At 62.5% G+C, this 13,342-nt stretch carries 16 protein-coding genes; 9 read left to right on the forward strand and 7 right to left on the reverse strand.

Annotation, left to right across the window (positions count from 1 at the left end):
- Nucleotide 1 precedes the first annotated feature (1 nt).
- Together O1W68_RS14790 and O1W68_RS14795 are read right to left on the reverse strand one after the other, a co-directional pair.
- Nucleotides 2-970, reverse strand: coding sequence for an iron-siderophore ABC transporter substrate-binding protein (locus O1W68_RS14790; protein WP_269304741.1), 969 nt, complete (start codon nucleotides 968-970; stop codon nucleotides 2-4).
- Nucleotides 971-1,025: 55 nt separating this feature from the next.
- A complete protein-coding gene (locus O1W68_RS14795; protein ID WP_442972373.1) occupies nucleotides 1,026-1,811 on the reverse strand; it encodes a TetR/AcrR family transcriptional regulator in 786 nt (261 codons plus the stop codon).
- Between the two features lie 150 nt (nucleotides 1,812-1,961).
- On the opposite strand from O1W68_RS14795, the gene O1W68_RS14800 reads away from it, so the two are divergent.
- The 5 genes from O1W68_RS14800 to O1W68_RS14820 all read left to right on the forward strand — a co-directional run bounded on the left by O1W68_RS14800 (nucleotide 1,962) and on the right by O1W68_RS14820 (nucleotide 6,214).
- The gene (locus O1W68_RS14800) at nucleotides 1,962-3,212 is read left to right on the forward strand and encodes a DUF445 domain-containing protein (protein ID WP_269304745.1); all 1,251 of its coding nucleotides are present in this window, start codon (nucleotides 1,962-1,964) and stop codon (nucleotides 3,210-3,212) included.
- A 129-nt stretch (nucleotides 3,213-3,341) separates the two neighbouring features.
- The gene (locus tag O1W68_RS14805) at nucleotides 3,342-3,905 is read left to right on the forward strand and encodes a helix-turn-helix domain-containing protein (protein WP_269304747.1); all 564 of its coding nucleotides are present in this window, start codon (nucleotides 3,342-3,344) and stop codon (nucleotides 3,903-3,905) included.
- Complete coding sequence (locus O1W68_RS14810; RefSeq protein WP_269304748.1) at nucleotides 3,898-4,695, forward strand: heparin-binding hemagglutinin; 798 nt, start codon at nucleotides 3,898-3,900, stop codon at nucleotides 4,693-4,695. The genes O1W68_RS14805 and O1W68_RS14810 overlap by 8 nt, the downstream gene beginning before the upstream one ends.
- Nucleotides 4,696-4,749: 54 nt before the next feature.
- Entirely contained in the window at nucleotides 4,750-5,052 is a 303-nt protein-coding gene (locus O1W68_RS14815; RefSeq protein WP_136171095.1) for a DUF2516 family protein, read from the forward strand.
- 136 nt (nucleotides 5,053-5,188) lie between these two features.
- Entirely contained in the window at nucleotides 5,189-6,214 is a 1,026-nt protein-coding gene (locus O1W68_RS14820; protein WP_269304751.1) for an alpha/beta fold hydrolase, read from the forward strand.
- Between the two features lie 11 nt (nucleotides 6,215-6,225).
- Here the strand turns inward: O1W68_RS14820 and purU are convergent, their stop codons facing one another.
- Nucleotides 6,226-7,113, reverse strand: coding sequence for a formyltetrahydrofolate deformylase (gene purU / locus O1W68_RS14825; RefSeq protein ID WP_269304753.1), 888 nt, complete (start codon nucleotides 7,111-7,113; stop codon nucleotides 6,226-6,228).
- Nucleotides 7,114-7,274: 161 nt separating this feature from the next.
- On the opposite strand from purU, the gene deoC reads away from it, so the two are divergent.
- Both deoC and O1W68_RS14835 read left to right on the forward strand, forming a co-directional pair.
- A complete protein-coding gene (gene deoC, locus O1W68_RS14830) occupies nucleotides 7,275-7,925 on the forward strand; it encodes a deoxyribose-phosphate aldolase (RefSeq protein WP_269304755.1) in 651 nt (216 codons plus the stop codon).
- 67 nt (nucleotides 7,926-7,992) lie between these two features.
- Nucleotides 7,993-8,628 carry a maleylpyruvate isomerase family mycothiol-dependent enzyme gene (locus O1W68_RS14835; RefSeq protein WP_269304757.1) on the forward strand — a complete coding sequence of 212 codons (636 nt, stop codon included), beginning with the start codon at nucleotides 7,993-7,995 and terminating at the stop codon, nucleotides 8,626-8,628.
- Between the two features lie 80 nt (nucleotides 8,629-8,708).
- Here O1W68_RS14835 and O1W68_RS14840 read toward each other — a convergent pair whose 3' ends face one another.
- Nucleotides 8,709-9,443, reverse strand: coding sequence for an LmeA family phospholipid-binding protein (locus O1W68_RS14840; RefSeq protein WP_269304759.1), 735 nt, complete (start codon nucleotides 9,441-9,443; stop codon nucleotides 8,709-8,711).
- A 145-nt stretch (nucleotides 9,444-9,588) separates the two neighbouring features.
- Here O1W68_RS14840 and O1W68_RS14845 point away from each other — a divergent pair, with 145 nt between their 5' ends.
- Nucleotides 9,589-10,176 carry a type IV toxin-antitoxin system AbiEi family antitoxin domain-containing protein gene (locus O1W68_RS14845; protein ID WP_269304761.1) on the forward strand — a complete coding sequence of 196 codons (588 nt, stop codon included), beginning with the start codon at nucleotides 9,589-9,591 and terminating at the stop codon, nucleotides 10,174-10,176.
- 23 nt (nucleotides 10,177-10,199) lie between these two features.
- On the opposite strand, the gene O1W68_RS14850 is transcribed toward O1W68_RS14845, so the two are convergent.
- The 3 genes from O1W68_RS14850 to O1W68_RS14860 form a co-directional block, all read right to left on the reverse strand.
- Nucleotides 10,200-10,931, reverse strand: a complete 732-nt coding sequence (locus tag O1W68_RS14850) for a class I SAM-dependent methyltransferase (protein WP_442972387.1) — start codon at nucleotides 10,929-10,931, stop codon at nucleotides 10,200-10,202.
- Nucleotides 10,932-11,124: 193 nt separating this feature from the next.
- On the reverse strand, nucleotides 11,125-11,628 hold the full coding sequence (locus O1W68_RS14855) for a DUF2505 domain-containing protein (protein ID WP_269304763.1): 504 nt from the start codon (nucleotides 11,626-11,628) through the stop codon (nucleotides 11,125-11,127).
- A gap of 65 nt (nucleotides 11,629-11,693) precedes the next feature.
- Nucleotides 11,694-12,200, reverse strand: a complete 507-nt coding sequence (locus O1W68_RS14860) for a DUF2505 domain-containing protein (protein WP_269304765.1) — start codon at nucleotides 12,198-12,200, stop codon at nucleotides 11,694-11,696.
- Nucleotides 12,201-12,257: 57 nt separating this feature from the next.
- Between O1W68_RS14860 and O1W68_RS14865 the strand changes: the two genes are divergently transcribed.
- Entirely contained in the window at nucleotides 12,258-13,274 is a 1,017-nt protein-coding gene (locus O1W68_RS14865) for a UDP-N-acetylmuramate dehydrogenase (RefSeq protein ID WP_269304766.1), read from the forward strand.
- Nucleotides 13,275-13,342 lie beyond the last annotated feature (68 nt).

Raw genomic sequence — 13,342 nt, forward strand, 5'->3', positions numbered from 1 at the left:
ATCAGCCCTTATGGAAGAGCGGTACCGCGTTGTCGAGGGCGTACTGGGTGCCTGCCGCTGAGGCTGAAGAGAAGGCATTGTTCAGGTTCTGGTCCTCGAGGACGACGAGTCGGCCGTCGCGAGCTGAGGGCAGAGCTTGGATGGCAGCGTCGTTGATGATCGACTCAGCGCCGGTCCCGATCGGGAACATGACGGTCAGATCGGCGTCGAGGGCAGCTGTGTTCTCGGCGGAGAGCGTGATTGCGAACTTGTTCGGCTCGGCGAGGGCCTGAATTTCGGGCTTGTTGACGAAACCGAGCCTTTTCATGAAGTCCACGCGAACGTCCCCGTCGACGTACGCGCCGAGTTGGCCGCTGTAGAGCGTACCGACGGCAACGGTCTTCTCGGCGAACTGCGGATTCGCCGCGACGGCTGCGTCGAACTTCGTGTTGGTCTCGTCGACGAGTTGGCGACCGTCCTCGGATTTGCCGAGCGCATCTGCGATCAGTTGGGTTTGTCCGTCCCACGTTGTTCCGTAGGCGATGTCGGTGCCAACGGGTGCACCGACGGTCGGGGCGATGTCGGAAAGATCCTCGTAGACGGCCTGGTCGTTGGTACTGCGAGTCCACAGAATCAAGTCGGGCTCGAGTGCGGCCACCGATTCGACGTCGATCTCGTAGGTACCGAGGATCGTCGGCGCGGTGTCGTAGCTTTCCTCGACCCATGGTCCGAGTCCGTCACCACCGACCGCGAGCCAGTCGCTTGCACCGATGGGCTGTACCCCGAGTGCGAGCGCTGTCTCGGCGTCCGACCATCCGAGTGCGACGACGCGTTGTGGAGCGGCCGGTACGGTGACCTCGCCGAACATCGTATCGACGGTGGGGCCGTCGACCGCAGCTTCGCTGCCCGAGTCGGTGCCACAGGCTGTCATGGTCACAACCGCGAGGGCCGCGATCACCGGTGCGAATGTCGAGAGTCTCCGTAAGCGCATAGGCAACGCTAACCTATGTTGCTTGGTTCGAGTACCTGCCCCCTACGCATTCTGCTCAGGGACGATCCTCGTCGACGAGGGGGTGCGGCTGCGATTTGAACTTGGCCGGCGATCCGTCGGCCTGCGCGACACCGTGGATTCCACCCCACGTCATCATGCAGAGGTAGTCGATGAGGTCCTCGGCTGACATCGACTTGTTGGAGATCCACCAGTGTGTAGCCAGTTGGACGGCGCCGACGATTGCAAACGCCCAGGGTACCGACCCGCCGGAGTCCATTTCGCGAGTACTCAGTCGTTCACCGAGGACGGTGGCCAGCAACTCGGCGATCATGCGCTCCGACTCGGCGACAACGTCACGATTGGTGCCGGCATTGTTGGCCATCACATAGAGGTAGACCTCTGGGTCGGTGGCGACAGTCTCGACGTATGCGGCGATGACAGCCCGGGTGAGTTGATATTCGTCGAGTTCTTCCGAGATGGCCGTGTAGATCCGCGGGGCCAGTGTCGTCTCGACGTAACGAGTCATCGTCGCGTTGGTCAGATCGTTCTTGTCGGTGAAGTAGCGATAGAGAACCGTCTTCGAGATCCCGATCTCCGACGCGATCTCGTCCATGCCGATCTCGCGGCCACGCAAGCGAATTGCGGCCAACGTGCCGTCTACGAGTTCTTCACGTCGGGCGATCTTGTGATCTCGCCACCGACGTTTTCTGCCGTCGGGCTTCGCTGGCTTCGTCGCCGCCTCGGTCTCTGTTGTCTCGGTGTCGACTTCTGCTTCGAGTGTGTCGTCTTCCGTCGCTTTCGGTCTGCTCACTTTTGCCGCTGTCGTCGCATTTCTCGCCACGTGTATCCGCCGTATCCCGTCGTTTTCTTTCCCACCTCAGCTTAGGCGTCCTGTTGTATCGATGACTGCCGCACCGAGTTGTGTGTGCGGATCTGTGCATCCGAGACGACCGCTCTCCCCGAACGCAGGCACAATGGCGAGGTGCAGCTGATGAACTTCGACGATGCGACCAAGCGTCGCGACCTTCGCAAGATGAAGGGCCTCGCAACTGGGTTCCTCGTATTCGCCACCGTGGTCTACATGTTCTGCAGATGGCAGGAGTCGCGAGGAGCAGGCGAGTGGGTCGGCTACGTCCGAGCGGCGGCCGAGGCAGGAATGGTCGGTGCGCTGGCGGACTGGTTCGCGGTGACCGCACTCTTCAAGCACCCGTTGGGTATTCCGATCCCACACACGGCCATCATCAAGAAGAAGAAAGACCAGCTCGGTGCAAGCCTCGGCTCGTTCGTCGGAAGTAATTTCCTGGCGCCCGATGTCGTGTCGGAAAAGATCGGGTCGGCACATATTCCGCTCCGCCTCGGGACCTGGTTGGCGCAGCCGGCGAACGCGGACAGGGTTGCGGCCGAATCGGCGACGGTGCTGCGCGGGGTCGTCGAAGTGCTGAACGACGACGACATCACGCAGGTGATCGACAACACCATCGTGCGAAGGCTCGCCGACCCGGAATGGGGTCCGCCGATCGGTCGGGTGTTGGGCGAACTCATCAAGGAGAATCGTCAACTGCCTTTGATCGACATGCTCGCCGAGCGTGCTCACCATTGGGCGCTGGGAAGTCAGGAGACGATCGAACGCGTCGTAAGTCGTGATTCTCCGACCTGGTCGCCGAAGTTCGTCGACACCCTGCTGGGGGAGAAGATTTACAAGGAACTCGTCGAGTTCACCTGGAAAGTGAGGTCGACGCCGGAGCACGAACTGAGGCTGGCAGCCAACAAGTTCCTCGTCGACTATGCGCACGATCTCCAGCATGATCCGGCGACGATAAAAAAGGCCGAATCGCTCAAGTCGCAGATCATGGGTCGCGCGGAGGTCACGGGGCTCGCATCCGCCACCTGGAAGGTCGCCAAGCGGCTGATCATGGAGTCGGTGGACGACCCGTCGAGCACATTGCGACGCAAGATCAGCGAGAACGCGGCCGGCTGGGGTGTGCGTCTACGTGACGATGACGAACTTCGCGGCAAGGTCGATGGCTGGCTGCTCGGCGGAGCGCGCTACCTTGCCGCGAACTACGCAGACGAGATCACCACGATCATTACCGATACCGTCGCTCGCTGGGATGCGGAGGAAGCCAGTTCGAAGATCGAGTTGCAGGTGGGTCGGGATCTCCAGTTCATCCGGATCAACGGAACCGTTGTCGGGGCGTTGGCAGGTTTGGCCATCTACTCGGTGTCGAATCTGATTTTCTGATGCGGTGAATCTGCAAATTGGGCTCCTGAGCACCAGTGCTAGCAGAGTGCTTGCAATAGCAAGCACCCTTGGGTATGGTCGTTCCTGACGCCGAGACCACAAGTTTCGATGCAGGAACGAGTATTGAACATGACCCCCAGCAATGATGATCAGACCGACAATCAGGGGATAGTCGCCAAGGTCTCCGAAGCTACGGAGGTCGTGGCGGAGGCGAGTGATCTTGTCGCCAGTGTCGTGACCACAGCAGCATCGGACATCGGCAGTTATATCCGTTCGCAACGCGAGGCTGCACAGGTGTCCATGCGGCAACTCGCGTCGAGGGCGGGGGTGAGTAATCCGTATTTGAGTCAGATCGAACGCGGACTTCGTAAACCCTCCGCCGACGTGCTCGCGCAGATAGCCAAGGGTCTGCGCGTGTCCTCGGAAGCTCTGTACGTACGGGCCGGGTTCTTGGAAGAACGTCCACACGGTCCGGTTCGAGACACGCTGCTCGGCGACACCGAGATCACCGAACGGCAAAAACATGTGCTGATCGAAATCTACGACTCGTTTCGTCGTGAGAACGAACAAGCGCGTAAGGCGAGCGACGCAGCGTCTATCGAACCGTCGTCGCCGACCGAACCAGAGTGGCCGACCGAACCAGATGTGTCAACAGATCCAGAATCACCCACACAGGAGTCTTCTCATGACTGATCCCAAGAACTTCGATATCCAGACCCCGCTGTACGCCGCAGTAGGCGCAGGCGACGCAGTGGTCCAGGCCGTCGCGGACGTCGTAGCGCAGGTTCGTTCGCGCGCCGAGTCCCGCGGCACCGAGGTCACCGAGCGTGTCGATACCGCACGGGCCCGGATTGCCGACCTGTCCGAAGATGTGACCGAGGGCGTAGAGGGCCTTCGTGAGCGTCTCGCGAAGCTGCCCGCCGAACTGCCCGACGAAATCGCTGACCTGCGTGAGCGTTTCACCCAGGACGAGCTGCGCAAGGTGGCCGAGGCATACCTGAAGGTCGCATCGGATCTTTACACCTCTCTCGCCGAGCGCGGCGAAGAGGCCGTCGAGCGCATCCGTCGCACACCGGCTGTCGAAGACGGCCTCGATCGTGCGAACGCCGCAGCCAACGACGTCGTCGATCTCACCGAGCAGGCTCTGGGAACCGTCGCCTCGCAGACGCGCGCCGTCGGTGAACGTGCAGCTGCACTCGCAGGCATTGCCTCGGACAAGGTCCGCGACACCGCCGACGAACTGGCCGACGATATCGACGAGGCCGGCGACAACGCCAAGGAAGCTGCCACCGACGCCTCGCAGAAGGTCAGTGGAACCGCTGGGAAGGTCGAGTCCAAGACTCGCGGCAACGTGGATGCTCCCTTGAAGAAGGCGGCTCCGGCGAAGAAGGCAGAGTCTGCCTCGACACCTACGCCTGCCACCGCAGCCAAGCAGACCGCTGCACCCGCCAAGAAGGCGCCTGCAAAGAAGTCCACTAACTGATTTTCAACCTGAACGCCCCCTGCATCGAGCGGTGTGGGGGGCGTTTTGCGTAGTATGGGTCTCGTGCCAGCCGTCGACAGTCTCACTTCGTGGATACTTCTCCTCCTTCGCCTCATCGCGCTCGGTGGTGCTGCCTACGCGGTATTTCACGCCGTCAGGCAGCGGCCGGACGCCTTCACCGCGGTGGACAAGCTGACCAAGCCCGTGTGGCTAGCCATTCTGATCGTGGCGTTGCTGGTCATCTTCGTTTTCGGAGCCATCAACTTCATCGGCCTGATCGGTGTGGTCGCAGTGTGCGTCTACCTGATCGACGTACGGCCGAAGGTAGACAGCATTCAGCGCGGACCGCGCTGGTAGCTGCACCACTGGCGTTGCTGCAGCGGTTCGGGCCGTCGGCGCACGCGTGTGACCCGTACAGATTCGATACGACGCGAAGCCCTCGGCCGCGTCGTACCCATCAGTCCTGTCACAGAACATCGAAGGAGTCTGCTTCGTGGTTTCACGTAAAGCTGTAGAAGGTGTCGTCCTCGGCATCGGAGGATTGGCTGCCGCGGCAGGAATCGGCGCCTACCTCGTGCGGAGGCGAGTCCGCACATCGATCACAAGGACCACCGACACTGCCCCGGACGCGTTACTGCGGACGCCGACATTCGTCCCCCGCATCGTCCCTGTCGTCACCGACGACGGCGCAGAACTCCACGTGCGCGTCTACGGCGACCCGGACGGCCCACCGATCGTGTTCAGTCACGGATGGACATGCTCGGCGGACTACTGGATCCCGCAGATCAACGCGTTCGCCGAAAACTACTCGGTCATCGTGTACGACCAACGTGGCCACGGTCGCAGCGACGTCGGCACCAGGTTGCTCGGACCCGACGTCCTGGCCGACGACCTCGCGGACGTCTTGGCCGCCACTGTCACCGAGGACAACAAGGCCGTTCTGGTCGGGCACAGTATGGGCGGCATGTCGATCATGGCGTGGGCGGGCCGCTACCCGAAACAGGTCGACCGACTTGTCAGCGCGGTACTGCTCGCAAGCACTGCCACCGACAGCCTCGTTCGCGAAACAACGGTAATCCCACTTCCGGAGCGTTTTCGTCGAGTCCCGTTGCCACTGTCACGCGCGGTACTCGGGTCTGCGGTGCCACTTCGGCCGTCACCGGTGATGCGCCAGGCCATCAAGTACGTCTCGATGGCCCCCGGGGCGACACCTGCCGAGGTCGCGTTCTGCGAAAAGATCGTGCTCGAGTGCCAACCTCGGACGCGCGGGATCTGGGGAGCTGCGCTGACCGAACTCGATATTCACGAAGCTTTGGCCAACATGAGCGTGCCGACGAGTGTGCTGGTCGGTAGCGCGGATCGGCTGACTCCACCGGTGCAAGCGCGCAAACTGGCGCAGGCGTTGGAGAGCCACGATCACCTCAGCAGGCTGATCGAGATACCGCGGATCGGTCATATGAGTTCCGTCGAGGCGATCGACGAGTTCAACGAGGAAGTACTGCGCCTGCGGCTTCTCTGATCCCCCCGGCGTCAACTGAAGACGACGGTCTTCTTGCCGTGAACGAGGACTCGGTCCTCGAGGTGCCAGCGCAGTCCGCGGGACAGAACCAGTTTTTCGATGTCGCGGCCCTGTCGGACCATGTCCGCGACCTCGTCGGAGTGGTCGACGCGGATGACGTCCTGCTCCAGGATCGGGCCTGCGTCGAGTTCGGCGGTCACATAATGGCACGTTGCCCCGATCAGCTTCACGCCGCGCGCAAATGCCTGGTGATACGGACGCGCACCGACGAACGACGGCAAGAAGCTGTGATGGATGTTGAGGGCACGGCCCGACCAATGAGCACACAGTTCCTCGGGTAGTACCTGCATGAACCGGGCTAGTACGACGGCATGTGGTTCGTAGGAGTCGACGAGGTCACGGACTTCGTCGAAGGCAGGGCCGCGCTCAGCGGGGTCCTTGGCGAATTCGACGTGGTGGAACCGAACGCCGTGCGCGGTCGCCACCGACTCGAGAGACTTGTGATTGCCGATCACTGCGGAGATCTCGGCGGGAAGTTCGCCTCCGGCGGCGCGCCCCAGCAGGTCGTGCAAGCAGTGCGCTTCCTTGCTGACCAGAATGACTACACGCTTGCGTTCGCCCGAATCATGGAGCGTCCATTCGGTTTCCGGGCCGATCTCGGCGGCGACGGCCTCGAAGCGAGCCCGTAATTCGTCGATGCTCATATCGACCGAAGACGCGCGGACTGCTTGCCGAGTGAAGAACCAGTCGGTGTCGGGATCAGCGTGGTACGCGGCCTCGACGATCCAGCCACCGACGTCGGCGAGGAATGTCGAGATCTTGGCGACGATGCCCGTGCGGTCGGGGCATCCGAGTGACAGGACGTAGCGACGGTCGTCGGCGACAGCAACGGAGCTCATTTCTCGATTGTCTCAGGTGGTCCGGACGGCAGTGTCCACCAGTGCGCTCGCAGCGCACGAGTCGATGTCGAGTCTGGTCAGTGCCTTACGAAAGCCGCAGGCAGGAACTTGCGTCCCAAGCGAGTCCTCCTCGGCCGTCGGGCTGTGGTTGGCTTGCTTTCATGTCTCTCACCCGCGCCGAACTGGCCCGCATGGTCGACCACACGCTGCTCAAACCGGAAGCGACCCGCGCAGACGTGGAGGCACTGATCGTCGAGGGCCGCGCTCTCGGTGTGCTCGCGGTCTGTGTCTCGCCGTCGATGCTGCCCATCCATGCTGAAGGTTTGGTGACCGCCGTCGTGGCCGGATTTCCTTCCGGCAAGCATCATTCCCTCGTCAAGGGGGCGGAAGCTCGGCTGGCAGTCGATCAGGGTGCCCGCGAAATCGACATGGTGATCGACGTAGGCGCAGCGGTCGAAGGGGATTACAACGCGGTGCTCGCCGATATCTTGACGGTTCGTGAAGCCATCGGATCTTCGGCGATCCTGAAGGTCATCATCGAATCGGCGGCACTGACGGAGGAAGCGATCGTCGAAACCTGTGTGGCAGCGGAGAGGGCGGGCGCCGACTTCGTCAAGACGTCCACCGGCTTTCATCCCGCCGGAGGCGCAAGTGTCGAGGCGGTGAAGTTGATGGCCGCCACCGTCGGAGGCAGGCTCGGGGTGAAAGCCAGCGGCGGTATCCGAACGACCGAGGCGGCGTTGGCCATGGTCGAAGCAGGGGCAACGCGATTGGGTCTGTCCGGGACGCGAGCAGTACTGGACGGTCTCTGAGTGCTGATTTCTCGAAACTTCGTCGAACTTCGGTAGTTGTCCGGGTCTTTCGGCCTATTCTCCGAAGGTGAGTAACGAAGACGAGATCTTTTCCGCGATCGCGGAGGAGCGTCGGGCTTTGGCTGCAACGGTGTGGGATCTCAGTTCGGAGCAGTGGAAAACTCCGTCGCTGTGCAGCGAGTGGACAGTGAAAGGTGTTCTCGCGCATCTTGTCGTTCCGTTGGTTACCCCGGTGTGGAAGTTCGGGTTGTCGATGGTGCGAGCGCGTGGGAATTTTCACCGCGCAAATCAGCTCATGGCCAGCCGTGTCGGCCGAAAGTACTCGACACGCCTCCCCGAATTGCTTACTCGGAATGCGGCCAGTCGATTCACCCCACCGGGCAACGGTCCGCTGGCGCCCCTCACCGACATTGTCGTGCACGGTCACGACATCCGCCGCCCGCTGCACATGACGCATCGGATTCCTGACGAACGTCAGGTAGCTGTGCTCGACTTCATTTCGAGTACGCCTTCACGTGGCATTTTCCCGGCCCCGGACGCCACACTGCACTGGAAGGCAACCGACCTCGACTGGACCTTCGGTAGTGGACCTACTATTGAAGGCCCAGCGGCATCGCTGATGCTCGTTCTCACCGGCCGCGATTCGGCTCTCGCGGAGGTCACCGGACCAGGCGTGGAACACCTTGCGAAGTCGGCCGACTGACGCGGTAAAGGATCGACCCAGCGCCTTGTGCGTATCGTCCGGCACAATTCGTACCCTCCGGCACGCACAAGGTAGGCAGGTCAGGCGATCAGGGAGCAGCCCTCGGGCGTCTGCTGGGTCTGGTCCGCCGAAACCGGCGGGAGGGTGTACTGATCTCCCTGCAAGGTGAGTTCGATGCCGGAGTCGGTGACGGTGAGCGCGGTCGGCGCCATGTCGAGCGGGTACTGCTGCAGGCTGTCCGACAGAACCCCGACGATGCTGTCCACCAGGTCAGTTGGGATTCCAAGCCCCAAAATCGACGCTCCGACGGTCTGGACGTCCACGCTGCCGCCTGCGACGACCGGCTTGACGGTCAGCTCCGCGAGCCCGCCGACTGCGAAGGACAACGTGCCTGCACTTGCGTCGCTCGTCACGCCGGTGACGAGAGCGCCGATGCCCTGCGACTGCAGCGTCGACGCTATTCCTGCGGTGGACCAGTCGATGTCCGCGCTCGACGAGCCGATCGTGCCGTTGCTGTCCGCGCTCTGCTGAACGTTCACGTCGTTGACCTCGGCGTGCACTGTCATGCCTTCGGCAGGCCCGAAACGTGCGTCGTCGCTGTCCAGGGTCACCGAGGAGACCTGCTTGTCGATCAGCGAGATCAGTATCGGTTTCCAGCCGAGCCCGACGTCGACCTGGCTGCCGATCTCACTTTCGAGCTGGCCCGCCAGGCAGGACTTGATCTGCTGACGGAAGAACAGTTCCCCGCCGAGCAGCGCCGCGACCACCAGGACGGCAACGAGCACCAGGACCAAGGGAGTTTTGCTTCGTGTCATTCGGAGCAGTCTTCCCGAAGAATCTGAAAGAGCTCTGTGAATCTGCCCGATGCGGCGCGTCGGGAGGGCTCGGAGGCGAAGCTCGGAATAATCCTGGCCCGCAATTTATGTGACCTGCAACACACCTTCACGTACTGTCTAGTGCATGAGCACGATCGAAGGAAGCGCCGCCGAACTCCGTCGTCTCGCGGCGAGTCAGGACGGATATTTCACCACTGAACAGGCCGAAGGGCTCGGGTTCGGTCGCTCGGCGCTCCACGCCAACTTCGTCGCCGGTGACTGGATGCGAGTCGAACGCAACCTCTGTCGACTCAGCGACTGGCCGCGCAGCGACCTCGAGCAGTTCGCAATGTGGTGCGCGTGGTTCGGTGGCGATGCCGTCATTTCGCATCAGAGTGCGGCGGAACTACACGGATTCGGTCACCTGCATCCGCAGTTCGTTCACGTATCCGCGTTCACCAATCTTCGTCTCACCGACACCCGCCTCGCCGTTCATCGACTCCAGCTCGAACCCCACGATTTCGAGTCGACGGGCACTTTTCGGCTCACGACGCCGATCCGCACCGTGCTCGACCTCGCGGGAGGCGGAATCTCCCAGATAACCCTCGACGAGGTCGTCGGTGACGCTGTTGCCATCGGTCGCGTCGACGCAGGAGCGTTGTATCGGGAAGCTACTGCTGGATCCGACCGCGTCTCCGAACGCATCGAGTTGGCTCTCTCCGCCTGTATCTAGGCGCCTGAATTCAGCGTCGGTATCTAGGCGTTGGGCCGCACGAGGTCCCACGGCACAGTCAGAATGTTGTCCCGCATCCGTCGACGAGGAGGCACCGTCGGCATTCCGCTGCCGGCCAACTGTCTCAGTGCGGCGTGCCACCGCACCCGCGGGCCGAACGGTGCCAGTGGCGCTGCCGTCGACCATGCGCGGTCCGCGGCCTGTAGCAACTGGTGAATGGGCTCGCCGGGGATATTGCGGTGAATGAGCACCTTGGGTAACCGTTCGGCGATATCAGAGGGCATGGCCACCGTGAACGGATCCCATGCGAGGGTCAAAGAGATCGGTCCGTGAGCGTCGAGCAGGACCCATGCGCAGCGTCGCCCCAACTCGTCGCAGGTGCCGTCGACGAGCAATCCGCCGGGCGCGAGTCCGGACAGAATACGCGACCAGGCTTCGGGCACAGCGTCTTCGGGATACTGCCGAAGCACGTTGAATGCGCGAACGAGGTTCGGGCGGAGTCCAGCCATTTCGAAGCCGCCGCGGGCGAAGTTCACGCCCTCGACCGAGTCCACTACGCGGGCGGGGTCGATTTCGAGTCCGGTGACGCGCAGATCGGGCCGGATCGTGCGTAGCCGACGGGCCATTTCCAGAGTTGTGTCCGGTCGCGCTCCGTAGCCGAGGTCGACGACGAGCGGATCGGGTGCCTCGATGAGCGTGTGCCGCACGGCCGCGCTGTGAGTGAGCCACCGATCGCTGCGACGAAGTCGGTTGATTCCGGTAGTGCCTCTGGTGATGACGCCTTCAGGAGTGGAGCCTGCGGAACGACCATGAAAAACAGGAGTGGAGCCTGCGGAACGACCAGAGTGGGCAGGAGTGGAGCCTGCGGAACGACCAGAGTGGGCAGGAGTGGAGCCTGCGGAACGACCATGAAAAACAGGAGTGGAGCCTGCGGAACGGCTGTGGTGGTCAGGAGTTCTGCGCAAGCCAGTCGGCTGTCACTTCGCCTTCACCGCGCCACAGGTCGATGAGGTTGACCAGCATGAGCTGCTCGAGTTTGCTACCGATGAACGGTAGGAAGACTTTGGCTTCCGAGGAGGTCCGAAGGGTGGATCCGGCTTCGGTCGCGAACAGTGAGGTGGAACCTTTCAGACTGCCGGGGCCGGCCGGGATCGAGGCATCGTATTTGCCCGAGGTGGTCTCGCCGAATGGATCGAAGTGCACGTTTCGGGTGATGATCATGTCCTTTTTGAGGACTGTCTGGGCGATGTCCGGCAGTTCGGTCCGCGGAATGATGTGGTGCATCACGATGTCGATTCCCGCGTCTCCGACCTCGAAACTTTTCAGCTCGTTGTGGGAGTATTTCTTCATCTCCTCGATACGAGCGTCCCAGTGATCGCGGCTGGACAACGCGGCGTACACCTGCTCGGTGGAGTGGGTGAACCGGGCTGAGTAGTTCATGCGGCGAGCCATAGTGCAACAGGGTACCGGCTCCGTCGGCGGGCCTGGCCAGGGTGCCTACCCGCCGGTATGTCCGGTCAGCTCAGATTTTCGGCGATCCATTTCGCGGTGAATCCGTGCTCGTTGTCGATGAGCGAGAGAACTTGCTCGCTGATCATGGCTTCGATCTTTCCGCCGAAGATCGGAACCTTCACCTCTGTGGTGCCGGACAACGACATGGTCGACGCTTCGGCATTTCCTTCGAGCAGCGTGGTTCCGGAGACCGTTGCGGGAGCGCCCTCGACGGTGGCACCGAATTTGCCCTCGGCGCGGTTTCCGCCGATCGGCCCCCAGGACTCGGTGCGCTCGATGACGAGCGGGCCCTTCTTGAATGCTGTGACGGCAGCGGGCAGTTCCTCTTCCGGGATGGATTGGGACATGACGACGCTGATCGTCCCGTTGATCGCATGCACGCTGACCAGGCGTGCGCTGGGGCCGCCGATCTCCTCGATACGGTCTTTCCAATACTGCTCGGACACGAGCGCGGCGTGCACCTTGTCGACGGGTGCGGGAACGGACGCGCTGTGCGCGATGGGGCGAGGCATACGCGGAGATTACCGGGTGGCTCGGACGGCCATGTGAGACCGGTACCCTGGGTTCCCGTGTCCACCGCAATTTCCGAGCTCACCACGATGCGTGTCGGCGGCCCGGCTCGTGAGTTCGCCGTCGCCGCCAGCAGTGACGAGCTTGTCTCCCTGGTCCAGGATGCCGATGCGTCGGGGACGCCAGTGTTGCTCGTGGGCGGAGGATCGAACCTCGTTGTCGGTGATGACGGCTTCGACGGCCTGGTCGTCAAGGTCGAGACGTCAGGGACGCGGATCGACGGTGAGTCGCTCTGGGTCGCTGCGGGGACGTCGTGGGATTCGGTGGTGGCCGCCTCGCTGGACGAGGGGTTGGCCGGACTCGAAGCGCTCTCGGGGATCCCCGGGCTTTCCGGCGCGACGCCCGTGCAGAATGTCGGCGCGTACGGCACGGTGACGTCGGACGTGTTGGCGAGCTTGACCGTCTATGACCGTGAGACCGGGGAGACAGCGACCTGGACGCCGGATAGGTGTGGGTTCGGATTGCATCGCCAGTCGGTGTTCAAGCACTCGAGCAGGTACGTCATTCTCGATACCACGATGAAGCTTCGTCGGTCCGAATCCTCGGATCCGGTCCGGTACGCGGGCCTCGCCGACCGACTCGGGGTGAGCATCGGTGACACGGTCGCAGCCAAGGAAGTCCGTGAAGCAGTGCTGGATCTGCGCGGGCAGAAGGGAATGGTCCTCGACGCCGAGGACCATGACACCTGGAGCGTCGGATCGTTTTTTCTGAACCCGGTGCTGACCGAGGTACCGGCCAAGGCATCGCGCGCCCCGCAGTACCCCGACCCGTCGGGCATCAAGGTGCACGCTGCGTGGCTCATCCAGAACGCAGGCTTCGCGCACGGGTACGGCCGTGAATTCGGTGCAGGGACCGTTTCGCTGTCGACCAAACACGTGCTGGCCGTCACCAACCGGGGCGGTGCACGTACAGCGGATGTCATGGCATTCGCTTCACACATTCGCGACGGAGTCGAAGCCGAGTTCGGCATCACACTCGTCCCCGAATGCGATTTGGTCGGTTGCTCGCTCAACTGACCGAATCGCTCGGCCTACCATCGAAGCAAATACATGGGAGTTCTGATCCACGGCAGCGGCGAGAGTGC

It is taken from the genome of Rhodococcus sp. H36-A4 (genome assembly GCF_027158005.1).
Lineage (GTDB): Bacteria > Actinomycetota > Actinomycetes > Mycobacteriales > Mycobacteriaceae > Rhodococcoides.